Raw genomic sequence first — 23,281 nt, 5'->3', positions numbered from 1 at the left:
AATTTTCGCGGGACCCCGATGCCGTTCGCGGCATCCATCGTCGGACACGCGACGACACCGCGCCTGCGCGCGCATCGGCGACGCTCAGGCCGCCGGCACTTGCAGCCGCTCGACGCCGCCGAGGTAAGGCCGCAGTGCCGTGGGCACCGTCACCGAGCCATCGGCGTTCTGGAAGTTCTCGAGCACCGCGACGAGCGTGCGGCCCACCGCGAGACCCGAGCCGTTGAGCGTATGCACGAGCTCCGGCTTGCCCTGCGCGTTGCGGAAGCGTGCCTGCATGCGTCGCGCCTGGAACGACTCGGTATTCGAGCAACTCGAAATCTCACGATAGGTGTTCTGCGCGGGCAGCCACACTTCCAGGTCGTAGGTCTTCGCTGCGGAAAAGCCCATGTCGCCGCTGCACAGCGTGATCACGCGATACGGCAGTTCGAGCTTTTGCAGAATCGCCTCCGCGTGGCCGACCATCTGCTCGAGCGCGTCGTACGATGCGCCTGGCGCTACGACCTGCACCATCTCGACCTTGTCGAACTGATGCTGGCGGATCATGCCGCGCGTGTCGCGGCCATACGAGCCCGCTTCCGAGCGGAAGCACGGCGAGTGCGCGGTCAGCCTGATCGGCAGCGCGTCCGCTTCGACGATGCTCTCACGCACCGTGTTCGTCAGCGAAATTTCCGAGGTCGAGATCAGGTACTGCGTGACCGTGTGTTCACCGCCGCCCTTTTCGACGCGGAACATATCGTCCGCGAACTTCGGCAGCTGGCCCGTGCCGTACAGGATGTCGGGATTGACGATGTACGGCGTGTAGATCTCGGTATAGCCGTGCTGCTGCGTGTGCGTGTCGATCATGAACTGCGCGAGCGCGCGATGCAGCCGCGCAATCTGGCCGCGCAGCATCGTGAAGCGCGCGCCCGACAGCTTCGCGCCGGTCTCGAAGTCGAGGCCGAGCGGCGTGCCGACGTCAACGTGATCCTTGACCTCGAAGTCGAACTGGCGCGGCGTGCCCCAGCGGCGCACTTCGACGTTGCCGGCTTCGTCGTTGCCGACCGGCACGCTTTCGTGCGCGAGATTCGGCACGTCGAGCAGCAGATCGGACAGACGCTTCTGGATGTCTTCGAGCTTGACCGCCGACGCCTTCATCTCGTCGCCGATGCCGCTGACTTCGGCCATCACCGCCGACGTGTCTTCGCCGCGTCCTTTCATCGCGCCGATCTGCTTGGACAGGCTGTTGCGACGCGCCTGCAGTTCTTCGGTACGGGTCTGGGTATCGCGGCGTTCCGCTTCGAGCGCGGTGAAGGCCGCGACGTCGAGGGTATAGCCGCGGTCGGCGAGGCGCTTTGCGACGCCGTCGAGGTCTTTGCGCAGCAACTGGATGTCGAGCATGGGATGGGACGGATGTTCGTTGTATGAAAACGCGATTTTAACGCACCGGCAAAGGTGAAACGCCTCAAGCCTTCTTCGGCTTGTTCTCGGCGCGCCACCGCGCATCGAGTTCGCCAAGGCGCGCGAGCTTCTCGCCGATCTTGCCTTCGAGACCACGCGGTGTCGGCTCGTACCAATGCGGCTCGCGCATGCCGTCGGGCAGATAGGTTTCGCCGGCCGCGTACGCATCGGGTTCGTCGTGCGCGTAGCGGTAGTCGTGGCCGTAGCCGAGTTCCTTCATCAGCTTCGTCGGCGCGTTGCGCAGATGCACCGGCACCGCGCGCGACTGGTCCTTGCCGACGAAGCGCCGCGCCTCGTTGTACGCGTTGTACCCGGCATTCGATTTCGGCGCGACCGCCAGATAGATGATCGCCTGCGCAAGCGCGAGCTCACCTTCGGGCGAACCGAGACGCTCGTAGGTTTCGGCGGCGTCGAGCGTGATGCGCGCGGCGCGCGGGTCCGCGAGGCCGATGTCTTCCCACGCCATGCGCACGATGCGACGCGCGAGATAGCGCGGGTCCGCGCCGCCGTCGAGCATGCGACAGAACCAGTACAGCGCGCCGTCCGGGTTGCTGCCGCGCACGGATTTATGCAGCGCGCTGATCTGGTCGTAGAAGGCGTCGCCGCCCTTGTCGAAGCGGCGCAGATTCTCCGCGAGCGCGCTGCCCAATAACGCGCCGTCGATCTCGGTGGTCTTCTGCTGTGCGGCCGCGCGCGCGACGATCTCGAGGTTGTTCAGCAGCTTGCGGCCGTCGCCGTCGGCCGAACCGATCAGCGCGGCGCGCGCTTCGTCGGTGAAGGTGAGGCCGCCGAGCTCCTTCTGCGCGCGCTCGAGCAGCTCGCGCTGTTCGTCGTCCGTCAGGCTCTTCAGCACGTAGACGGCGGCGCGCGACAGCAACGCGCTATTGACCTCGAACGACGGATTCTCGGTCGTCGCGCCGACGAACACGAACAGGCCCGACTCGACGTGCGGCAAGAACGCGTCTTGCTGGCTCTTGTTGAAGCGATGCACTTCGTCGACGAACACCAGCGTCTGATGGCCGTTCGCGCGATGGATCTGCGCGGTTTCGACCGCCTCGCGGATATCCTTCACGCCCGACAGCACCGCCGACAACGCGATGAACTGCGCGTGAAACGCATCGGCCATCAGCCGCGCGAGCGTGGTCTTGCCGACGCCCGGCGGCCCCCACAGGATCATCGAATGGGCCTCGCCCGATTCGAACGCGACCCTGAGCGGCTTGTTCGGACCGAGCAGATGCGACTGGCCGATCACTTCGTCGATATTGCGTGGCCGCAGGCGTTCGGCAAGCGGAACATTGGCACGGGTTTCTTCAAACATGACGTTTTGGGGATAATCTCGGCTTTCCGGGGCACGCACCGCTTCGGAGCAGCGCCTCGCGGGACAAGCGCAAAGCCCGCGTCCGGCCGGAAACACAGGCACGAACGCGGGCAACGTCCTGCATTATGACAGTGACGGCGGCCAGGCGATGGCCGACCCGGGGCGCCGGCAACGCAAAGAATCACAGCACCACCAACAGGAACGAACATCAGATGGCTCAAGATTCCGTCGCCGGCAACGCCGGCTCCACCTACGCGCCGCTCACGCCGGTGCCCGACGCGCGCCGCGCGTTTCGCACCGGCGACGCGTTCGCGCTGTGGTTCTCGCTCGGCATCGGCCTACTCGTCGCCCAGGCGGGCGCGCTGCTGGTGCCGGGGCTGTCGCTGCCGCATGCGCTCGTCGCGATCGTGCTCGGCAGCGTGATCGGCGTCGTGCTGCTCGCGCTCGTGGGCGTGCTCGGCACCGACACCGGGCTCGCGGCGATGTCGTCGCTGCGTCCGACGCTCGGCGTGCGCGGCGCGTCGGTGCCGGCCGTGCTGAACATGGTGCAACTGGTCGGCTGGGGCTCGTTCGAGGTGATCGTGATGCGCGATTCCGCCGATGCGCTCGCGAAACAGGCGTTCGGCCTGTCGATGCCGCTCGTGTGGACCGTGATCTTCGGCGTGCTCGCGACGCTGCTCGCGATCAGCGGCCCGCTGTCGTTCGTGCGGCGCTTTCTGCGCAAGTGGGGGATCTGGCTGCTGCTCGCGGGCGCCGCGTGGCTCACGTGGAACCTGCTCGCGCGCCACAATCTCGCGGACCTGATGCGTCGTCCCGGCACCGGCGAGATGTCGTTCGGCGGCGCGGTCGACCTCGTGGTCGCGATGCCGCTGTCATGGCTGCCGCTGATCGCCGACTACACGCGCTTCGGCCGCCGCGCCGGCGAGACGTTCCGCGGCACGCTATACGGCTATGGCATCGCGAACATCTGGTTCTATGCGCTCGGCGCGGTCTACGGGCTCGCTGCCGGCGGCGGCGATGCATTGCTGACCGGCGCGCTCGCGCAAGCGGGCGGCGGGTTTGCGCTGCTGCTGATTCTGATCGACGAAATCGACAATGCGTTCGCCGACATCCACTCGGCCGCGGTGTCGACCGGCACGTTCTGGACGCGCGCGAGCGTGCCGTTGCTGTCGGCCGCGTTCGGTGCGCTGTGCACGCTGATCGCGCTGCTCGTGCCGATGGCGAAGTACCAGAACTTCCTGCTGCTGATCGGCTCGGTATTCGCGCCGCTGTTCGGCGTCGTGCTGACGGATCACTTCATCGTGCGCAAGCGTCGCGTCGACGCCGCGGTGCTCGCCGATGTGCTCGGCCGCTACGGCTTCTCGGGCGGCTGGCACCTGAGCGCGTTCGTCGCTTGGGCGATCGGCATCGCCTCGTACCAGGTGATCAATCAATGGCTACCGAATGTCGGCGCGACGCTGCCGTCGCTTGCGATCGGCGCGGTGTGCTATTACGCGTTCGTATCGGCGCGCAAGACCGCGTATGCGTGAGCGCGTCACCCTCAGGGCGTTGCATTAGACGCAGCTGTCACAAAATAAAAAAGACCTGCAATCCAACTGCAGGTCTTTTTTTTGACCCTCGAACGGCCAATCACAGTGCGCGCCGCGGGCTATTTTTTCGCCGCTTTGCGCCGACGCGATTCGGCCTTGCGACACAGATCCGTGAGCAGCCAACGGGCGACGGTCTCCGGCCGATTCGGCGCATACGAGGCGAATTTGCTCTCGTTCGCGAAATGGACGACGACGGTGCCCGTCATGACGCGATAAGTTCCGGCATAGTTTACGCCGTCCAGTTCCACGCTAAGCGCGTGGGTGGTTTCATATTCCGCGAAAGTCAAAATAAATGTGATATCTCGAAACGAGACATTATCGCTACGATTTTTCGGAAGTCAAAAAAATATGCAATTGGTTGCATATTAAATTATCACCGGCGGTAATTGTTGCGTTTCCCGCTCGAAAACCCAAATAACGGGCTGCCGGATACGTTAGATAACCTGACTGCCTTACTGCCGTTCAAGCGGAACCGCCGGCGTATCGGCGAAACGCTCAAGCGCGCGATTGCCTTCCCGATGGGCTTCGGCCTCATCGATAAAGGTTTTTTCACTATATGCAACGACCTTGAAACCACTTCCGGCCGCGCGCGGAACCGTTATTCCCCAATGCCACCCGCCCTCCTGCTGGAACACATGGAGGGATGGGGACAAGCGTGAATCGTGTGAAGAAGACAATCTCATGACATGCCTCACCTTTCCAGACATCTGAAGCGACAACCAGATTCGATCAGTTTAGGCGTTATTTTGTTGCGTTGCAGCAAAAAATTGTTAGAGATTGCGTACCCAATCCCGGAAAATGATCGGACGCGCCAACTCCAGCCCATGAGCAATGCCGCTCTTTCCAGTCTCGCACTAAATCATTACGTCTGCCGGTACGACGATTTAACGTTCGTCGCGGCGCCGGGCGCGCATCCCTAAGCAATCCACGCGCCGCGCGAAATAAAAAGCCGCGCTCGACAAGCGCGGCTTCGCGGGCGTTTGCAAAGGCGCCACGTGTCGGCGCCTACCGCGCGGTTTATCCGTTGATCACATCCGCGCCCTTCGGCACCGTGAACTTGAATGCATCGGGCGGCAGTTGCGGATTTTTCTGGATGTTCGAGAACGTGAGCAGCGTCACGTTACCGAACACGTCGTGCAATTCCATCGCTTCGAGATTGCCGTCCTTGAAACCGATGCCGACGCGCTCGAACTGCGTGTCCTTCGCCTTCGGCGTCAGTTCGAGCCAGTCGATGCCGGCCTTCACGCCCGCGTCGCGCAGCGAGAAGTTCTTGTCCAGATCGTTGCTGCCGAACAGGATCGCCGCCGGGCTTGCGCCGAGCGCGTTGCCGAGCGGGCGCACCGTCACCTGGTTCAGATCCTTGTCGTAGACGTAGAACTTGTCGCCGTCCGCCTGCAGCAATTGCGAGTAGGGCTTCTCGTATTGCCAGATGAACTTGCCGGGCCGCGCGAACATGAACGTGCCGCTCGACGTGGTCGGCTTGGCCGGGTTCGCGGTGGACAGCGCGCCGCTCGCGCCCTGCGCCTTGCTCGGCGCGCGCACTTCCTGCTGCACGAAGGCGCCGCGCGCCGAATGGACCTGCGCGATGAATGCCTTCAGTTGCTCGGTGCCGCTCGCGAACGCGTGCGAGGCGACGAACAGCGACGCACCGATCGCGACACTGCCCACGGCGCGCGCGATCTTGCGCATGCCGCGGGACACGCGCTGGCCGAGGCGCCCCGCTCGACGCTCTCGGGCATCCTGCTGCGCGATTGCTTGCATAGGTTTTTCTCCCTTGAATGAATTCGGTGATGGGCTGCGCCGGCTCGATGCACTCGCTGAACACAGAGTGACTGGCCCAGCGTCGAGCCGCAACGGCGCACCGGACGGTGCACGCGGCGTCGCTCGCGATGGCCGCAATGGCTCGTTGCGGCTATTCCGCCTCGCGCGCCGGCGCCAGGATCTCGCGATTGCCGTTCGACGACATCGCCGACACCACGCCCGAATTCTCCATCTGTTCGAGTAGACGCGCCGCCCGGTTGTAGCCGATGCGCAGATGCCGCTGCACGAGTGAAATCGACGCGCGGCGATTCTTCAGCACGACGTCGACCGCCTGATCGTATAACGGGTCCGACTCGCCTTCGGTGGACGCGGTTCCCGCCGAGCCTTCGTCGCCCTCGCCGCTCACGCCGCCTTCGAGAATGCCCTCGATATAGTTCGGCTCGCCCTGCTCCTTGAGCTTGTCGACGACGCGGTGCACTTCATCATCCGACACGAACGCGCCGTGCACGCGCACCGGCAAACCGCTGCCTGGCGGCAGATAGAGCATGTCGCCCATGCCGAGCAGCGACTCGGCGCCCTGCTGGTCGAGAATCGTGCGCGAGTCGATCTTCGACGACACCTGGAACGCCATACGGGTCGGCACGTTGGCCTTGATCAGGCCGGTGATCACGTCGACCGACGGACGCTGCGTAGCGAGAATCAGATGGATGCCGGCCGCGCGCGCCTTCTGCGCGATCCGCGCGATCAGCTCTTCGACCTTCTTGCCGACGACCATCATCAGGTCGGCCAGTTCGTCGATGACGATCACGATGTTCGGCAAACGCGTCAGCGGTTCCGGATCGTCCGGCGTCAGGCTGAACGGATTCGGCAGCTTCTCTTCGCGCTTGGCCGCTTCGTCGATCTTGTTGTTGTAGCCGGCGAGGTTACGCACGCCGACCTTGCTCATCAGCTTGTAGCGGCGCTCCATTTCGGCGACCGCCCAGTTCAGCGCGTGGCCCGCCTGGCGCATGTCGGTGACGACCGGACACAGCAGGTGCGGAATGCCTTCGTAGACGCTCATTTCGAGCATCTTCGGATCGATCAGGATCATGCGCACCTGCTCGGCGCTCGCCTTGTACAGCAGCGACAGGATCATCGCGTTGATACCCACAGACTTGCCCGAACCAGTCGTGCCGGCGACGAGCAAATGCGGCATCTTCGCGAGATCCGCGCACACGGGCTTGCCGCCGATGTCCTTGCCGAGACCCATCGTGAGCGGCGACGCGGCATCCGCATACACGGCCGAGCCGAGAATTTCGGACAGGCTCACGGTCTGACGGCGCTGGTTCGGCAGCTCCAACGCCATGTAGTTCTTGCCCGGAATCGTTTCGACGACGCGAATCGACACGAGCGACAGCGAGCGCGCGAGATCCTTCGCGAGATTAACGATCTGACTGCCCTTCACGCCCGTGGCCGGCTCGATTTCATAGCGCGTGACGACGGGCCCCGGATACGCGGCGACCACGCTCACGTCGACACCGAAGTCCTTCAGCTTCTTCTCGATCAGGCGCGACGTGAATTCGAGCGTGTCCGCGGAAATGGTTTCCTGCGCGGCTGGCGCGGGGTCGAGCAGCGCGATGGGCGGCAGCGTGGAGTCGCCGGGCAGATCGGTAAAGAGCGGCACCTGGCGTTCCTTCTCGACACGCTCCGACTTCGCCGGCGTGGCGAGCGGCGGCACGATCACTACGGGCTCGTGCTCCTCGATGCGCACGCGGCCCTTCTCGACCTTGCCTTCGCGCTTCACGGCGGCCGCTTCGCCGAGCTTGCGATCGAGCCCGGCCTCGCGGCGCAGCTTCGCGAACGTCACCGCGGAAATGATCGATTCGCCGACCTTCTCCGCGACCGACAGCCACGAAAAACGGAAGTACAGCGACAGCCCGATCCCGAGACCGAGCAGCAGCGCGAGCGTGCCACCGGTGAAGCCGAGCGCATGCGAGATGCCGCGCGCGACAGCCTCGCCGATCACGCCGCCGGGCGCGCGCGGCAACTGCACCTTCAGCGACCACATGCGCAGCGCCTCGAGGCCGTTGCACGACAGCAGCACGAGCATGAACGCGAACGCGTCCGCGAGCCAGCTGACGCCGCGCGGCGCGTCGTCGTCCTGCGGCTCTTCGTTGCGGCTGATGCGCTTGTAGTTCGCGGAGATGTGGCGGCCGAGCAGCACGATCCACCAGTAGGCGGACAGGCCGAACAGCAGCAGCAGGATGTCGGAAGTCCACGCGCCGACGCGGCCCGCCCAGTTCGAGATATGGTCGACCTGCGCGGCATGGGTCCAGCTCGGGTCGTGCCTGCTGTAGCTGACGAGCGACATCAGCAGGAACACGCCGAGGGCCACCTGCAGAATCCAGCGGATTTCGGTGAAGAGGCGCGACATGCGGTGCGGCAATGCCTGCGCGCTCGCGGTATAGGGAGCTTTTGCCATTGATCCTGTTGCCTGGGGTAGCCGGTTCAGGCTGAAACTGCCGCCGGGAACGCGGCCCGAGCCTCGCCGCGCACGGCTTCGGGCCCGATCCCGGCTACCGGAAACTTCGATCCGGGCTATTGTAAACGCTGTGTCCCGCGCAAGGCTGTAAATGACGGTAACCTGGCTGTTTGACCACAGACGCATGCGCGAGGCGCGCTGAATTCGCCGTATCGCGCCGCGGGCTCGCCCCGAGCGCCCACGCCGCCACGCTATCGCGGCGATCAGAAAGCTTGATGGCGCAGCGGCACGCCCCGCCCTTTATAATGCCCGACTGATACCCATCTACAGTTTCAGCTCAAAAACGCACGGCTACGCAGCGGCGAGCCGCGCGCCGTACAAGGATTCGATCATGCCCGCAACTGCAACGAAACACGCCAAGGTTCTGATTCTCGGTTCCGGTCCCGCCGGCTACACGGCGGCGGTTTACGCGGCGCGCGCCAACCTCGCGCCGGTGCTCGTCACCGGCATCGCGCAAGGCGGCCAGCTGATGACCACGACCGACGTCGAAAACTGGCCCGCCGACGCCAACGGCGTGCAAGGCCCGGAACTGATGGCGCGCTTCCTCGAGCACGCCGAGCGCTTCAATACCGAGATCATCTTCGACCACATCCACACGGCGAAGCTCGATGAGAAGCCGATTCGCCTGATCGGCGATTCGGGCGAATACACGTGCGATTCGCTGATTATCTCGACGGGCGCATCGGCGCAGTATCTCGGCCTGCCGTCGGAAGAGGCGTTCATGGGCAAGGGCGTGTCGGCCTGCGCGACCTGCGACGGCTTCTTCTACAAGCAGCAGCACGTCGCCGTGATCGGCGGCGGCAATACGGCCGTCGAAGAGGCGCTCTACCTCGCCGGCATCGCGAAGAAGGTGACCGTGATCCATCGCCGCGACAAGTTCCGCGCCGAGCCGATCCTGATCGACCGTCTGCTCGCGAAGGAGAAGGAGGGCGTCGTCGAGATCAAGTGGAACCATGTGCTCGAAGAAGTAACCGGCGACAACTCCGGCGTGACCGGCCTGCGCATCAAGCACACGCAGAGTGGCGAGACCACTGACATCGCGCTGCAGGGCCTGTTCGTCGCGATCGGCCACAAGCCGAACACGGACATCTTCGCAGGCCAGCTCGAGATGAAGAACGGCTACATCATCACGAAGGGCGGCCTGAACGGTTTCGCGACCGCGACCAGCGTGCCGGGCGTGTTCGCCGCGGGCGACGTGCAGGACCACATCTATCGCCAGGCGATCACCAGCGCGGGCACCGGCTGTATGGCCGCGCTCGACGCGCAGCGCTATCTCGAGACCATCAACGAAATGGCCGGCGAGCACGCGATGAGCGCGGAAGCGGACCGCTGATCCGCGCCGCGCTGCCGTATGTCGAGACGAAGTCCCGACAAACGGGCGCGACAGTAAAATGACGGTGGCGCAGCGCTGCTGTCATTGGCTCACGAAGGCCGCGGCTGAAATGCCGGCGGCCTTTGTCGTTTTTGCCGCCTTGTCAATGTGCGTCGAGCGCGTTGGCAGCACCACCGACCGACCTTTCCGCCTGTATTGCCGACATGCCGAAGAATCAGCCCCATCCGAACGATCCGAAACGCCCGCAAGCCGCCACGCGTCCCGCGCCCGCAACGGCTGCGCCCGCCGTCGCACCGAAGCTCGATCGCGCATCGGGGCTCGCCGGACTCGGTGCGTTGCGTGAAGCGTTGAAGGGCGAAGCCGAGCGGCGCGAGCGCGAACAGGCGGCGACGCGAGCGGCGCAGCGCGAAGCGGCCGCCGACGCCGATCTGTTCCGCCGCGAGATCGGCGAAGTCGCGCCGCTCGCGATTCCGCCGCGCGCGACGCTCACGCGCAATCCCCCGCCGCCGCTGCCGGTGCAGACGCTGCTCGACGAGGAGGCGGTGCTGCACGAAGCGATCTCCGACGAATTCGACCCCGAAGTGCTGCTCGAAACCGACGAAACGCTGTCGTATTGCCGCCCCGGCTTGAGCCGCGACGTAGTGCGCAAGCTGCGGCGCGGCGACTGGATCGTGCAGGCGCAGATCGACCTGCACGGCATGCGGCGCGAAGAGGCACGCGAGGCGCTCGCGGAATTCATCCGCGAATCGGCCAAACGCGGCCTGCGCTGCCTGCGCGTGATTCACGGCAAGGGTCTGGGGTCGATCGGCAAGGAGCCGGTGCTGAAGGGCAAGGTGCGCGCGTGGCTCGTGCAGAAATCCGAAGTGATCGCGTTCTGTCAGGCGCGCCCTCATGACGGCGGCGCCGGTGCGGTGCTCGTGCTGTTGCAGCCGGGCTCGTTGCCGCCGCATGGGGCGAGCGCGAAGGTCTGAGGTCGATTTTTTCGGCCGTCGTTCGTCGTGGGGTAAACGGCCAGTCTGGCCGTCGCGCGGCGTGGCTCTGGTCGTCACCGCGTACTCGTGCTGTGCAACCGTCAAAGGTGATCGCGATGCCCCTGCAGCTTTATGCCCATCCGTTCTCGTCCTACTGCCAGAAGGCCCTGACCGCGCTGTACGAAAACGGTACGCCGTTCGAGATGCGCGTGCTCGCGCATGACGACCCGAAGGTCATGGCCGAATTGGCCGCGCTGTGGCCGATCAGGCGCTTCCCGGTGCTCGTCGACGGCGGGCGCACGGTGGTCGAGGCGAGCATCATCATCGAATATCTGGGCCTGCATTATCCGGGGCCTGTCACGCTGTTGCCCGCCGATCCGCGCGTGGCGCTCGAGGTGCGCACGATGGACCGCTTCTTCGACAACTACATTTCGACTCCACAGCAAAAAGTCGTGTTCGATAGCCTGCGTCCCGAAGCCGAGCGCGACCGGCGTGGCGTCGCCGATGCGCGCGCGCTGCTCGACACTTCGTACGCATGGCTCGACCGTCACATGGCCGAGCGCGAATGGGCCGCCGGCGACAGCTTCAGCCTCGCCGACTGCGGCGCCGCCCCGTTCCTGTTCTACGCCGACTGGACGCACCCGATCGACCCCGCGTTCGCGCACGTGCGCGCGTACCGGCAGCGGCTGCTCGCGCGGCCCTCGTTCGCACGCGCGGTCGACGAGGCGCGGCCCTACCGGCCGCTATTTCCGCTGGGCGCGCCGGAGCGCGATTGAGCCACGAGCGGCGGTGGCAGTTGCGCGCGAACGAGACGCGGCAGACAACCCGTTTTGCTGGCTGTAGACTTCCTGTCGTGTCGCAAACCTGCCCCGCCCTTCTTCTGGCTCACCACCCACAAGGCACACCATGGACCGTTTCGAAGCGATGGAGATCTTCACGCGCGTGGTCGAAGCGAACAGCTTCACCAAGGTTTCGGAATCGCTCGATCTGCCGCGCGCGAAGGTCAGCCGCACGATCCAGGCGCTCGAGGAACACGTCGGCGTGCGGCTCCTGAACCGCTCGACCCGCCAGGTCAGCGTGACCGAAGACGGCGCATCGTTCTACGAGCGCTGCGTGCGCATTCTCGCCGACGTCGCCGATGCCGAGTCGTCGCTGTCGAGCAAGCGCGAGAATCCGGCCGGGACGATCCGCGTCGACACCTCCGGCACGCTCGCGCGCTCGCTGCTGCTGCCCGCGCTCGACGACTTCTACGCGCACTACCCCGCGATCGACGTGCGCCTCGGTCTCGCGGACCGCAACATCGATCTGATCCAGGACGCCGTCGATTGCGTGATCCGCATGGGCACGCCCGAAGAATCGAGCCTCGTTGCGAAGCGCATCGGGCTTGCGCGCATCGTCACGTGCGCATCGCCCGCGTATCTGCGCAAGTTCGGCACGCCGACCACACTGGCGGACCTCGGCGAGCATCGCGCGGTCAACTACGTGTCCGCGCGCAGCGGCAGGACCTTCCCGTTCGAATACGAAGTGGACGGCGAAATCGAGCGCGTCGCGATGGATAGCACGCTCGCCGTCAACGACGGCTCGGTGTACATCACGGCGGGTGTGTTGGGCCACGGCATCATCCAGCCGTCGCGCTTCATGGTCGCCGAGCTGATCGAGCAAGGCGCGCTCACGGAGATTCTCGGCAACTACACGAGCCCCGGTACACCGCTGTCGATTCTGTATGCGCATCGCCGCAATCTGAGTTCGCGGCTGCGCGCGTTTATCGATTGGGTCAGCGAGCTCGCGCGCAACAATCCGGACTTGCGTTTGCCCGAGGCGGCGTAACGGCTGCAAAAGAACAGAAGCCCCATGCGCAATTCAACGCATGGGGCTTTTCTGTAGCGACGGATTCAGCGCTGAGGCGACGACTTACGCAATCCGCTCTTCATTCGCCGGATCGAACAACACCGCCTTCGACGTATCGAACAGCAGCGTCGCATTGTTCTCCGGTTGCGGGTTCGACGCCGGGTGCACGCGGCTCACCACGCGCTTGCCGTTGATCTGCGCGAACACCAGCGTGTCCGGACCAGTCGGCTCGATCACGTCGACCTTCACTTCGACCGGCTGCAGCTTCGAGTCGTCGCCGTGCGCGCCGCGCGCATCGGTGATGCGTTCCGGACGCAGGCCGAGAATCACGTTGTTGCCGACGTGCGAGCGCACCTTCGCCGAATCGAACGGCAGCACCAGCGCCTTGCGCGCGACGCCCGTATCGAGTTCGATGCCGACGCCCGAGCCCTGCTCGACCAGCTTGCCTTCGATGAAGTTCATCGGCGGTGCGCCGATGAAGCCCGCGACGAACAGGTTCGACGGCGAGTCGTAGATTTCCTGCGGCGCGCCGAACTGCTGAACGATGCCGTCCTTCATCACCGCGATGCGGTCGCCGAGCGTCATCGCTTCGATCTGGTCGTGCGTCACGTAGACGATCGTCGTGCCGAGGCGTTGATGCAGCAGCTTGATTTCCGAGCGCATCTCGATGCGCAGCTTCGCGTCGAGGTTCGACAGCGGCTCGTCGAACAGGAACATCACCGGATCGCGCGCGAGCGCGCGGCCCATCGCGACGCGCTGACGCTGGCCGCCCGACAGCTGACCCGGCTTGCGATCGAGCAGATGCTTGATCTGCAGCGTGTTCGACACACGCTCGACGATCTGCGTCTGCTCCTGCTTCGGCACCTTGCGGATGTTCAGGCCGAACGAGATGTTGTCGCGCACCGTCATCGACGGATAGAGCGCGTACGACTGGAACACCATCGCGATGTCGCGATCTTTCGGCGACAGGTTGTTGACCGTCTTGCCGTCGATCTGGATCTCGCCCTTGGTCACGGTTTCGAGACCGGCAATCATGTTGAGCAGCGTCGACTTACCGCAGCCTGAGCCGCCGACCAGAATCAGGAACTGGCCGTCTTCGATGTCGATGTTGACACCCTTCAGAACCGGCACCCCGTTCGGGTAGGTCTTGTACACGTCACGGATGGAAAGGCTTGCCATGCTGTGAATCCTCTAGTCTCTGGTACTGCTTGAAAACGTCTTGTCAGGCGACGACGGCACGCGTTCGGTGAAACGCCGTCGCTCCAGGGTGATTTAGCCCTTCACCGCGCCCGCGGTCAGGCCGCGCACGAAGTAACGTCCGGCGATGATATAGACGAGCAGCGTGGGCAGCGCCGCGATGATCGCGCCGGCCATGTCCACGTTGTATTCCTTCACGCCGGTCGAGGTGTTGACGAGGTTGTTCAGCGCCACGGTGATCGGCATCGAATCGACGCCGGAGAACACGATACCGAACAGGAAGTCGTTCCAGATCTGCGTGAATTGCCAGATCAGGCACACCATGAAGATCGGCAGCGACACCGGCAGCAGGATCTTCGTGAAGATCGTGAAGAAACCCGCGCCGTCGATCCGCGCGGCCTTCACGAGTTCAGCCGGCACGCTCACGTAGAAGTTGCGGAAGAACATCGTCGTGAACGCGATACCGTAGATCACGTGCACGAGCACGAGGCCGCTCACCGTGTTCGCCAGGCCGAGGATGCCTTCGAGGCGCGCCATCGGCAGCAGGATCGCCTGGAACGGAATGAAGCAGCCGACCAGCAGCATCGTGAAGATCGGATCGGCGCCGCGGAAACGCCAGTGCGTGAGCACGTAGCCGTTGAACGCGCCGATGATCGACGAGATCAGCACGGCCGGAATCACCATGCGCACCGAGTTCATGAAGAACGGCTGCATGCCGTCGCAACGCACCCCCGTACACGCGCCGCTCCACGCCTTGAGCCACGGCGCGAAGCTCCAGCTCGTCGGCGGCGTCAGCAGGTTGCCGGTGCGCAACTGGTCGATGTCCTTGAACGACGTCGACAGCATCACGTACAGCGGGAACAGGAAGTACAGCGCGAACAGAACCAGGGCCGCGTAAATGACGGCACGGCTAATCGTCATCTTAGGCTGCATTGCGGGTGCTCCTCGATTCCAGATACATCAGCGGCACGAGCACGGCCACTACGGTAGCGAGCATCATGATCGACGATGCCGCGCCGACGCCGAGCTGCCCACGGTTGAACGAAAACGTGTACATGAAGATGGCCGGCAGCGACGTCGACGTGCCCGGACCGCCGGCGGTCAGCGCGACGACCAGGTCGAACGTCTTGATGGTGATGTGACAGAGGATCAGCAGCACGGAGAAGAACACCGGCCGCATGCTCGGTATCACGATCTTGCGGTAGATGGTCGGCAGGTTCGCGCCGTCCATCTGCGCGGCCTTGAAGATCTCGCTGTCGACGCCGCGCAAGCCGGCGAGGAACAGCGCCATCACGAAGCCGGTGGACTGCCAGACCGCCGCGATCACGATACAGAAAATCGCCCTGTCCGGGTCGCCGAGCCAGTTGAACGAGAAGCTCGTCCAGCCCCAGTCGTGAAACACCTTCTCGATGCCGATGCTCGGCGTCAGAATCCATTGCCACGCGGTGCCGGTCACGATGAACGACAGCGCCATCGGATACAGGAACACGGCGCGCAGCGCGCCTTCGTTGCGGATCTGCTGATCGAGCAGGATCGCGAGCAACAGACCCAGACCGATGCAGATACCGATGAACGGAATGCCGAACCAGCCGAGGTTCGCGGCCGAAGTCCAGAACACGTCGTTCTGGAACAGTTCGCGATAGCGGTCGAGACCCGCGAACTCCCAACGAGGCATCAGCCGCGAAGTAGACAGCGACAGATAGCCGGTGATTGCGATAAAGCCATACACGAAGATCAGGCTGATCACGACGCTGGGTGCGAGCACCAGCTTCGGAATCCAGCGATCGGCAAGGGCCGCCATGGGCGACGTGCGGCGGGTGACGGTGGCCGTTTTCCCGTTCCCGCTGATGGAAGCAGTCACTACTCGACTCCTGCTGAAACTGTACCGTCGGGCTGCCCGTGCACGCATGGCGCGGGACCGCGACGGTCTGGGTGTGACTCCATGAAACCAGGGTGAGCCGCGTGGCGCCGGACTGCGCTGCGAACGAAAGCAGCTCGAGGTCCGACTCGACACGGCCCGAAGGGCGCGCCCGGTGCTTCGGATGCAAGCCGCCGGGCGCAACACTTCGTACTTACGCTTACTTGGTCTTCGCTGCCTTCGCGAGAGCCTGAACCGCGGTCTTCGAATCTTCCTGCGAATTCATGAACTTCGTGACGACGTCGGAGATCGCGCCTGCCGCGGCATCCGGCTGAGCCATGCCGTGAGCGAGCGACGGCACATAACCGCCGGCCTTGATCGCGATCTGCTCATCCGCGTACGACTTCTTCGCGCAGTCGTCGAACTTGTCCATCGGCACGCCGAGACGCACCGGGATCGAGCCCTTGTACAGGCTGAACTGCTCCTGGAACGCCGGCGACATGATCGTCTTCGCGAGCGCGAGCTGGCCCGGCGTCGCGGCCTTCTGGCCCTTCTGCTGGAAGAACACGAACGAGTCGACGTTGAACGTGTAGGCCTTCTCCGTGCCCGGCACCACGGCGCAGACGTAGTCCGTGCCCGACTTCTTGCCGGCGTTGGTGAATTCGCCCTTCGCCCAGTCGCCCATGAACTGCATGCCGGCCTTGCCGTTGATAACCATGGCCGTCGCGAGGTTCCAGTCACGGCCCGTGCGACCCGCGTCGAAGTAGCCCTGGATCTTGCGGACCGTGTCGAACACGCCGACCATCTTGTCCGAGGTCAGCGTCTTCTCGTCGAGGTCGACGAGCGCCTTCTTGTAGAAGTCCGCGCCCTGCGACAGCACGACGTCTTCCCACAGCGTCAGGTCCTGCCAAGGCTGGCCGCCCATCGCGATCGGCTGGATGCCCGCGGCCTTCATCTTGTCGGCCACCGCGAAGAACTCAGGCCACGTGGTCGGCACCTTGCCGCCGGCCTTGTCCAGCGCGGCCTTGTTGATGTACAGCCAGTTCACGCGGTGCACCGAGAAGGGAGCGGCGACGTAGTGGCCGTCCGCGCGAATGATCTTGTCGATTTCCGGCGGCAGGTTCTTCTTCCAGTCGCCCGCGACCGAGTCGATCGGCACCAGCACGCCCTGCGAAGCCCATTCCTGGATCAGCGGACCCTTGATCTGCGCGGCGCTCGGTGCATTGCCCGAGATCACCTGCGTCTTCAGTGCCGTCATGGCAGCCGCGCCAGCGCCGCCCGCGACCGCGAAGTCCTTCCACGTGTAGCCCTGCTTCGTCATGTCGTCCTTGAGGACGCCGACGGCCTTGGATTCGCCGCCCGAAGTCCACCAGTGCAGCACTTCGAGAGACTCGGCGGCCTGCACGGCCGACACGCCACACATCAGACCCGCAGCGCACAGAGCGCCCATGATCGCGCGAAATTTCATTGCTTATCTCCTCCAGACACCTGAACAAAAAAACGAATGGCCCCTGATGTCGCCAGGGTGCTGTGGTTGGTTCAAACAGGCAAAACACCGGCGATCGAGCACGGTCGGGCGCATGCGCGAGGGCATGTGCCGGCGGACCGATGTCCGGCCGCTGGACGCTCAAGAGGTGAGTGGTTCGGGATGCAACTGACTGTCTCCTCTTTTGATTTTTGCCTGCCCGCATCGCGCTGCAGACTCGAGGTACCTCATACGCCAACTCGACGCCAGCCTGACGTCGGCTGCGGGCAACGACCCCGCAAGCCCGTCGACTCCCCCGGCTTTCCGTAAGGTCCGCCGGCACCCTGCTGGCGCGTACCGGAAGGCGTTGTCCCATTGTCCGTCAGCGTGCCGGGGACGCCCGCCGAGTCGCAAAAAGCGTGCATTCCGTCAGTACAGCGCACGCTCTTTTTTCATCGAATTAGCGCTACCTCTTGATTTGGATTGTAGTTAAACTACAATTCAGTGTCAAAAAATATTTTATCGGACTACGGTCGCTCTTCCGGGGCGCTGCGCGTGCAGTGTCCGATCAGCGCGGCGGCCCTTCAGGACATCGACGGAGACTCATGCATACCGACACAAGCTTCACCTTCGTTCTCTTCGGCGGAACCGGCGATCTGTCGATGCGCAAGATCCTGCCCGCGCTGTTCGAGGCGCACCGCGCGGGCGGCATGCTCGCCGACAGCGGCAAGATCGTGGCGCTCGCGCGGCACGTCGAGGATCGCGGCGAGTATCTGCAGTGGGTCGACGGGCACGTCAAGCCGCATGTGTCGAAGAACGGCCTCGACGAAGCCGCGTGGACGAGCTTCCTCGCGCGCATCGAGTTCGTGAAGATCGATCTCGGCAATCCGGATGACTTCGCGCAACTGCGCGACGCGATCCAGGAGATGCCCGGCATCCGCGTGTTCTATCTGGCGACGGGTCCGTCGCTGTTCGTGCCGATCTGCCATGCGCTCGCCGCGGTGGGCCTGAACCACAACGCGCGCATCGTGCTCGAGAAGCCGCTCGGCTACGACCTGAAGTCGTCGAACGCAATTAATGATGCGGTCGGCGAAATCTTCGCGGAAGAACAGATCTACCGGATCGACCATTACCTCGGCAAGGAGCCGGTGCAGAACCTGCTCGCGCTGCGCTTCGGCAATGCGCTGTTCGAGCCGCTGTGGCGCCGCGAGTGGGTCGAAAGCATCCAGATCACGATCGCCGAGGAACTCGGCGTCGAAGCGCGCGGCGACTTCTACGACAATACCGGCGCGCTGCGCGACATGGTGCAGAACCACCTGTTGCAGTTGCTGTCGATCGTCGCGATGGAACCGCCCCACTCGATGGATTCCGACTCGGTGCGCGACGAAAAGCTGCGCGTGCTGCGCGCGCTCAAACCGGTCGAGCCGCAGGACATCGGCAAGGTCGCGGTGCGCGGCCAGTATCATTCGGGCGTGATCCGTGGCAACACGGTCCCGGCCTACGCGACCGAGCACGGCGTGAAGCCCGATAGCTCGACCGAGACCTTCGTCGCGCTGAAGGTCGAGATCGGGAACTGGCGCTGGGCCGGCGTGCCGTTTTTCCTGCGCACGGGCAAGCGGCTCGCCGATCGCGTCGCCGAGATCGTCGTGAATTTCCGTGCGGTGCCGCATTCGGCGCTTGGCGCGTCGGCGCTGCGCGCGGGCGCGAACCGCCTCGTGATTCGTCTGCAGCCTAACGAGACGATTCGTCTGTACTGTCTCGCGAAGCAGCCCGGCGAGGGTATGAACCTCGCGAGCGTATACCTCGATCTCGCGTTCGACCGGTTCTTCCGCGAAGGCCAGATGGAGGCCTATCAGCGGCTGCTGCTCGACGTGATCCACGGGCGCCTCGCGCTGTTCGTGCGGCGCGACGAACAGGAAGCCGCATGGCGCTGGGTCGAGCCGATCCTGAACGAGTGGAAGGCCTCGACCAAGCCGCCCAAGCCGTACGCGGCGGGCACGTGGGGACCGGCCGCGGCGAGCGCGATGCTCGCCCAGCACGGCACCTGCTGGCTCGAGGAAGAGAATTGAGTTTGATGAATTGATGGACGGCGCCGCGCGCGATGAACACCTCGGCGCGCGGCGCCGGCAACACCACCGACGAACTGAACGGAGTCGCGCCGGTATCGCGTCATGCGTTTGCAGGCCACCCGCCTTGCAGGCGTCGCGCGAGAGTAGTCAGGCTGATTCCGCAGACCTAACAAGAAAGCAGCACGGAGGAGAAGTGATCGAGCTTCACGCTTTCGACGACCAGCGCGCCCAATCCGACGCGCTGGCGAAAGCGGTGGGCGACGCGTTACATGCGTCGCTTGCCGCACACGCGGCCGGCACCGGCACGTCAACCCCGCTCGCGCGCCCGGCCATGCTGGCCGTGTCCGGCGGCAGCAGCCCGCGTCCGTTCCTGCAAACGTTGTCGACGCAGACGTTCGACTGGCCCCGCATCGCGATCACGCTGGTCGACGACCGCTGGGTGCCGGAGACCGATAGCGCGAGCAACGCGCAGCTCGCGCGCGCCACGTTGCTGCAGAACGCGGCGCAACACGCGACCTTCTGGCCGCTCGTCGACACCACCCAGGATCTGCATTCGCACGTCGCCGCGCTGAACGCGGACGCGCGCTTTGCCACGGCGCCCGACGTCGCGGTGCTGGGCATGGGCGAAGACGGCCATACCGCGTCGATCTTCGCCGACGCGCCCGAATGGGATCACGCGATCAACACGACCGAGCGTTTCGTCGCCGTGCATCCGGGCGCGGCGCCGCACGCGCGCGTGAGCTGGTCGCTGTCCGCGCTGAAGGACGTGAAGCATCTGTTTCTGCTGATCGCAGGGCCGCGCAAGATGGACGTGCTCAATGCCGCGTCCGCCGCGCTACAAAAAAATGCCATCTCGCAGCTGGCAAACGACAAGGGAGTGAGACTCGATGTCTACTGGTGTGCAAACTAAAGCTGTGCCGGGCGCGGTCCAGCACGCCGATGGACCGAGGCTGCTTGCCGACATCGGCGGTACCAATGCGCGTTTCGCGCTCGAGACGGGCCCCGGCGAAATCGGCTCGGTGCAGATCTATCCTTGCGCCGACTACCCGAGTGTCGCCGACGTCATCAAGAAGTATCTGAAGGACACGAAGATCGGCCGCGTCAATCACGCGGCGATCGCGATTGCGAACCCGGTCGACGGCGACCAGGTCAGCATGACCAATCACGACTGGACCTTCTCGATCGAAGCGACGCGCCGCGCGCTCGGCTTCGACACGCTGCTCGTCGTCAACGACTTCACCGCGCTCGCGATGGCACTGCCCGGCCTCACCGATGCTCAGCGCGTGCAGGTGGGCGGCGGCCAGCGCCGGCCGAACAGCGTGATCGGCCTGCTCGGCCCCGGCACCGGCATGGGGGTGTCGGGCCTGATTCCCGCCGACGACCGCTGGATCGCGCTCGGCAGCGAAGGCGGCCACGCCACCTTCGCGCCCGCCGACGAGCGTGAAGATATCGTGCTGCAGTACGCGCGCAAGAAGTGGTCGCACGTGTCGTTCGAACGCGTGGCCGCGGGGCCCGGCATCGAGGTGATCTATCGCGCGCTCGCGGGCCGCGACAAGAAGCGCGTGCCGGCCAGCGTCAATACCGCCGATGTGGTCAAGCGCGCGCTCGAAGGCGAGCCGCTCGCGGCCGAATCGGTCGACGTGTTCTGCGGCATTCTCGGCACCTTCGCCGGCAATATCGCGGTGACGCTCGGCGCGCTCGGCGGCATCTATATCGGCGGCGGCGTCGTGCCACGCCTCGGCGAGTTCTTCGCGCGTTCGTCGTTTCGCCAGCGCTTCGAGGCGAAGGGCCGCTTCGAAGCGTATCTGCAGAACGTGCCGACCTATGTGATTACCGCCGAATACCCGGCGTTCCTCGGCGTATCGGCGATTCTGGCGGAGCAGCTGTCGAACCGCGCGGGCGGCAGCTCGTCGGCGGTGTTCGAGCGGATTCGCCAGATGCGCGACGCGCTGACGCCGGCCGAGCGCCGCGTCGCCGAACTCGCGTTGAACCACCCGCGTTCGATCATCAACGATCCGATCGTCGATATCGCGCGCAAGGCCGACGTCAGTCAGCCAACCGTGATCCGCTTCTGCCGCTCGCTCGGCTGCCAGGGGCTGTCGGACTTCAAGCTCAAGCTCGCGACCGGTTTGACCGGCACGATTCCGGTCAGCCACAGCCAGGTGCATCTCGGCGACACCGCGACCGACTTCGGCGCGAAGGTGCTCGACAACACCGTGTCCGCGATTCTGCAATTGCGCGAGCATCTGAACTTCGAGCACGTGGAACGCGCCATCGACCTGCTGAACGGCGCGCGGCGCATCGAGTTCTACGGACTCGGCAATTCGAACATCGTCGCGCAGGACGCGCACTACAAGTTCTTCCGCTTCGGCATTCCGACCATCGCGTACGGTGACCTGTACATGCAGGCGGCCTCGGCCGCGCTGCTCGGCAAGGGCGACGTGATCGTCGCGGTGTCGAAGTCGGGGCGCGCGCCCGAGCTGCTGCGCGTGCTCGACGTCGCGATGCAGGCCGGCGCGCAGGTGATCGCGATCACGTCAAGCAACACCCCGCTCGCGAAGCGTGCGACGGTCGCGCTGGAAACCGATCACATCGAGATTCGCGAGTCGCAACTGTCGATGATCTCGCGCATCCTGCACCTCGTGATGATCGACATTCTCGCGGTCGGTGTGGCGATTCGGCGCGCGGTGCCGAGCGACGACGTCGCCGAGACGGTCGAGAAAGCGCGCGAAGGCGCCGACGACGACGCGACGGCCGTGCTCGACTGGCTCAGTCACGGCGCTGCGTCGTCGGCGCGCGACTGAGCCTCCGCTCACGGCTGTCCCGATCCGCTCGCGGTGAACGAACCCGCGGCGTGTGCGCATCGTCTTCGATGCGCCCGCCGCGGGTTTTCCTGTTTGGGGGCGCGAAAAGCGACCGATAATAGGCGCTCTATCTCCTGGCCGAACCGCTTTGCCATGATCATCCGCCCGCATCTCCACTGGTTTCACATGCTGCTTGCGTGGCGCGGCTCGGTGCTGCCGCAGTTGCTGCCGCGGCTCCTGCTGATCTTCTTCATCTCGATCATTGCGCTCGCCGCACACGATCATCTGCTGCCCGTCAGCCTGAACCTGAACTCGATCGCGCCGTTCTCGCTGGTCGGCATTGCGCTCGCGGTGTTTCTCGGCTTTCGCAACAACGCGAGCTACGACCGCTGGTGGGAGGCGCGCAAGCTGTGGGGGCAGTTGCTCAATGAGTCGCGCTCGCTGACGCGCCAGGCGCTGACGCTGCCGTCGCGCGAGTTGCCCAAAGAAGAAGCCGCCGCGTTTCTGGCGATACTGAGCGCGCTCCCGCATGCGCTGCGTCATCAGTTGCGCAAGACCGAACCGCGCGACGACCTTGCCGCGCGGCTGCCCCGCGCACTGTTTGAACGTGTGATTGGATCGCGCTACAAGCCAGCCGCGCTGTTGCTGTGCCTCGGCGAATGGGTGCAGCGCGCGGCACGCGCGGGGGCGCTCGATCCGATGGCGGTGCTCGCGTTCGACCGCAATCTGAGCGGGCTGTCGGATGTGATCGGCGGGTGCGAGCGCATCGCGTCGACGCCACTGCCGTTCGCGTATTCGGTGATGATCCACCGCACCGTGTACTTCTTCTGCGCGTCGCTGCCATTCGGACTTGTCAATAGCATCGGCATTTTCACGCCGGTGTTCGCGGTGTTCGTCGCGTACACGTTCATGGCGCACGAAGCGATCGCGTCGCAGCTCGAAGAACCGTTCGGCACCGACGACAACGATCTCGCGCTCAACACGATGTCCGCGATGATCGAGGATGCGATGCGCGATCTGCTCGGCGAGCCGGCGCTCGCGCCGCCGCAGCCGCGCGAAGACCGTTATCAATGGGATTGAATGCGCGGTGGGCCGCGCCGGTCGGCG

Annotated in this window: 19 protein-coding genes; 10 read left to right on the top strand and 9 right to left on the bottom strand. The window is 64.8% G+C overall.

Annotated elements, in window-relative coordinates; all coding sequences use genetic code 11:
• Nucleotides 1-84: 84 nt before the first annotated feature.
• Nucleotides 85-1,380 (bottom strand): serine--tRNA ligase, encoded by a 1,296-nt coding sequence (serS, locus tag OKW27_RS32895; protein WP_429335918.1) that lies wholly within the window; start codon nucleotides 1,378-1,380, stop codon nucleotides 85-87.
• Between the two features lie 64 nt (nucleotides 1,381-1,444).
• On the bottom strand, nucleotides 1,445-2,758 hold the full coding sequence (locus OKW27_RS32890) for a replication-associated recombination protein A (protein ID WP_090803482.1): 1,314 nt from the start codon (nucleotides 2,756-2,758) through the stop codon (nucleotides 1,445-1,447).
• Nucleotides 2,759-2,970: 212 nt separating this feature from the next.
• On the opposite strand from OKW27_RS32890, the gene cytX reads away from it, so the two are divergent.
• Nucleotides 2,971-4,287, top strand: a complete 1,317-nt coding sequence (gene cytX, locus OKW27_RS32885) for a putative hydroxymethylpyrimidine transporter CytX (protein ID WP_429335917.1) — start codon at nucleotides 2,971-2,973, stop codon at nucleotides 4,285-4,287.
• Nucleotides 4,288-4,406: 119 nt separating this feature from the next.
• Here the strand turns inward: cytX and OKW27_RS32880 are convergent, their stop codons facing one another.
• Complete coding sequence (locus tag OKW27_RS32880; RefSeq protein ID WP_244144826.1) at nucleotides 4,407-4,595, bottom strand: hypothetical protein; 189 nt, start codon at nucleotides 4,593-4,595, stop codon at nucleotides 4,407-4,409.
• A gap of 141 nt (nucleotides 4,596-4,736) precedes the next feature.
• Between OKW27_RS32880 and OKW27_RS32875 the strand changes: the two genes are divergently transcribed.
• Complete coding sequence (locus OKW27_RS32875; protein WP_184065392.1) at nucleotides 4,737-5,006, top strand: hypothetical protein; 270 nt, start codon at nucleotides 4,737-4,739, stop codon at nucleotides 5,004-5,006.
• 358 nt (nucleotides 5,007-5,364) lie between these two features.
• Here the strand turns inward: OKW27_RS32875 and lolA are convergent, their stop codons facing one another.
• Both lolA and OKW27_RS32865 read right to left on the bottom strand, forming a co-directional pair.
• Entirely contained in the window at nucleotides 5,365-6,108 is a 744-nt protein-coding gene (gene lolA, locus OKW27_RS32870; RefSeq protein WP_429335916.1) for an outer membrane lipoprotein chaperone LolA, read from the bottom strand.
• A 151-nt stretch (nucleotides 6,109-6,259) separates the two neighbouring features.
• On the bottom strand, nucleotides 6,260-8,569 hold the full coding sequence (locus OKW27_RS32865; protein WP_167368628.1) for a DNA translocase FtsK: 2,310 nt from the start codon (nucleotides 8,567-8,569) through the stop codon (nucleotides 6,260-6,262).
• A 391-nt stretch (nucleotides 8,570-8,960) separates the two neighbouring features.
• Between OKW27_RS32865 and trxB the strand changes: the two genes are divergently transcribed.
• The 4 genes from trxB (at nucleotide 8,961) to OKW27_RS32845 (ending at nucleotide 12,760) form a co-directional block, all read left to right on the top strand.
• Entirely contained in the window at nucleotides 8,961-9,962 is a 1,002-nt protein-coding gene (gene trxB / locus OKW27_RS32860) for a thioredoxin-disulfide reductase (protein WP_090803474.1), read from the top strand.
• A gap of 203 nt (nucleotides 9,963-10,165) precedes the next feature.
• The gene (locus OKW27_RS32855) at nucleotides 10,166-10,933 is read left to right on the top strand and encodes a Smr/MutS family protein (protein ID WP_429335915.1); all 768 of its coding nucleotides are present in this window, start codon (nucleotides 10,166-10,168) and stop codon (nucleotides 10,931-10,933) included.
• Between the two features lie 116 nt (nucleotides 10,934-11,049).
• Nucleotides 11,050-11,709: a glutathione S-transferase family protein gene (locus OKW27_RS32850; protein ID WP_184059602.1), complete on the top strand. Its 660-nt coding sequence runs from the start codon at nucleotides 11,050-11,052 to the stop codon at nucleotides 11,707-11,709.
• Nucleotides 11,710-11,839: 130 nt separating this feature from the next.
• Nucleotides 11,840-12,760 (top strand): LysR family transcriptional regulator, encoded by a 921-nt coding sequence (locus OKW27_RS32845; RefSeq protein WP_090803470.1) that lies wholly within the window; start codon nucleotides 11,840-11,842, stop codon nucleotides 12,758-12,760.
• A gap of 84 nt (nucleotides 12,761-12,844) precedes the next feature.
• On the opposite strand, the gene OKW27_RS32840 is transcribed toward OKW27_RS32845, so the two are convergent.
• The 4 genes from OKW27_RS32840 to OKW27_RS32825 all read right to left on the bottom strand — a co-directional run bounded on the left by OKW27_RS32840 (nucleotide 12,845) and on the right by OKW27_RS32825 (nucleotide 17,304).
• Entirely contained in the window at nucleotides 12,845-13,960 is a 1,116-nt protein-coding gene (locus tag OKW27_RS32840) for an ABC transporter ATP-binding protein (protein ID WP_090803468.1), read from the bottom strand.
• A 93-nt stretch (nucleotides 13,961-14,053) separates the two neighbouring features.
• On the bottom strand, nucleotides 14,054-14,911 hold the full coding sequence (locus tag OKW27_RS32835; protein WP_167368627.1) for a carbohydrate ABC transporter permease: 858 nt from the start codon (nucleotides 14,909-14,911) through the stop codon (nucleotides 14,054-14,056).
• A complete protein-coding gene (locus tag OKW27_RS32830; protein WP_187614129.1) occupies nucleotides 14,901-15,839 on the bottom strand; it encodes a carbohydrate ABC transporter permease in 939 nt (312 codons plus the stop codon). The genes OKW27_RS32835 and OKW27_RS32830 overlap by 11 nt, the downstream gene beginning before the upstream one ends.
• A gap of 217 nt (nucleotides 15,840-16,056) precedes the next feature.
• Complete coding sequence (locus tag OKW27_RS32825) at nucleotides 16,057-17,304, bottom strand: ABC transporter substrate-binding protein (protein WP_090803463.1); 1,248 nt, start codon at nucleotides 17,302-17,304, stop codon at nucleotides 16,057-16,059.
• 602 nt (nucleotides 17,305-17,906) lie between these two features.
• Here OKW27_RS32825 and zwf point away from each other — a divergent pair.
• The 4 genes from zwf to OKW27_RS32805 all read left to right on the top strand — a co-directional run bounded on the left by zwf (nucleotide 17,907) and on the right by OKW27_RS32805 (nucleotide 23,254).
• On the top strand, nucleotides 17,907-19,370 hold the full coding sequence (gene zwf, locus OKW27_RS32820) for a glucose-6-phosphate dehydrogenase (protein WP_090803461.1): 1,464 nt from the start codon (nucleotides 17,907-17,909) through the stop codon (nucleotides 19,368-19,370).
• A 193-nt stretch (nucleotides 19,371-19,563) separates the two neighbouring features.
• A complete protein-coding gene (pgl, locus tag OKW27_RS32815) occupies nucleotides 19,564-20,280 on the top strand; it encodes a 6-phosphogluconolactonase (protein ID WP_429335914.1) in 717 nt (238 codons plus the stop codon).
• Nucleotides 20,258-22,174 (top strand): bifunctional transcriptional regulator/glucokinase, encoded by a 1,917-nt coding sequence (locus OKW27_RS32810; RefSeq protein WP_187614126.1) that lies wholly within the window; start codon nucleotides 20,258-20,260, stop codon nucleotides 22,172-22,174. The genes pgl and OKW27_RS32810 overlap by 23 nt, the downstream gene beginning before the upstream one ends.
• Before the next feature lie 153 nt (nucleotides 22,175-22,327).
• Nucleotides 22,328-23,254, top strand: a complete 927-nt coding sequence (locus OKW27_RS32805; protein WP_090803457.1) for a bestrophin family protein — start codon at nucleotides 22,328-22,330, stop codon at nucleotides 23,252-23,254.
• Nucleotides 23,255-23,281: the final 27 nt, after the last annotated feature.

The sequence above is a fragment of the Paraburkholderia sp. 35.1 genome (assembly GCF_050436525.1).
Classification (GTDB): Bacteria; Pseudomonadota; Gammaproteobacteria; order Burkholderiales; family Burkholderiaceae; genus Paraburkholderia; species Paraburkholderia tuberum.
Note: the sequence above shows the minus strand (reverse complement) of the source record. Positions and strands in the feature narration are given on the sequence as shown.

What these genes read in the sequence shown, in the direction of transcription:
- serS (WP_429335918.1), bottom strand. Translation starts at nt 1,380, where the DNA reads ATGCTCGACATCCAGTTGCTGCGCAAAGACCTCGACGGCGTCGCAAAG.
- OKW27_RS32890 (WP_090803482.1), bottom strand. Translation starts at nt 2,758, where the DNA reads ATGTTTGAAGAAACCCGTGCCAATGTTCCGCTTGCCGAACGCCTGCGG.
- cytX (WP_429335917.1), top strand. Translation starts at nt 2,971, where the DNA reads ATGGCTCAAGATTCCGTCGCCGGCAACGCCGGCTCCACCTACGCGCCG.
- lolA (WP_429335916.1), bottom strand. Translation starts at nt 6,108, where the DNA reads ATGCAAGCAATCGCGCAGCAGGATGCCCGAGAGCGTCGAGCGGGGCGC.
- OKW27_RS32865 (WP_167368628.1), bottom strand. Translation starts at nt 8,569, where the DNA reads ATGGCAAAAGCTCCCTATACCGCGAGCGCGCAGGCATTGCCGCACCGC.
- trxB (WP_090803474.1), top strand. Translation starts at nt 8,961, where the DNA reads ATGCCCGCAACTGCAACGAAACACGCCAAGGTTCTGATTCTCGGTTCC.
- OKW27_RS32855 (WP_429335915.1), top strand. Translation starts at nt 10,166, where the DNA reads ATGCCGAAGAATCAGCCCCATCCGAACGATCCGAAACGCCCGCAAGCC.
- OKW27_RS32850 (WP_184059602.1), top strand. Translation starts at nt 11,050, where the DNA reads ATGCCCCTGCAGCTTTATGCCCATCCGTTCTCGTCCTACTGCCAGAAG.
- OKW27_RS32845 (WP_090803470.1), top strand. Translation starts at nt 11,840, where the DNA reads ATGGACCGTTTCGAAGCGATGGAGATCTTCACGCGCGTGGTCGAAGCG.
- OKW27_RS32840 (WP_090803468.1), bottom strand. Translation starts at nt 13,960, where the DNA reads ATGGCAAGCCTTTCCATCCGTGACGTGTACAAGACCTACCCGAACGGG.
- OKW27_RS32835 (WP_167368627.1), bottom strand. Translation starts at nt 14,911, where the DNA reads ATGCAGCCTAAGATGACGATTAGCCGTGCCGTCATTTACGCGGCCCTG.
- OKW27_RS32825 (WP_090803463.1), bottom strand. Translation starts at nt 17,304, where the DNA reads ATGAAATTTCGCGCGATCATGGGCGCTCTGTGCGCTGCGGGTCTGATG.
- zwf (WP_090803461.1), top strand. Translation starts at nt 17,907, where the DNA reads ATGCATACCGACACAAGCTTCACCTTCGTTCTCTTCGGCGGAACCGGC.
- OKW27_RS32810 (WP_187614126.1), top strand. Translation starts at nt 20,258, where the DNA reads ATGTCTACTGGTGTGCAAACTAAAGCTGTGCCGGGCGCGGTCCAGCAC.
- OKW27_RS32805 (WP_090803457.1), top strand. Translation starts at nt 22,328, where the DNA reads ATGATCATCCGCCCGCATCTCCACTGGTTTCACATGCTGCTTGCGTGG.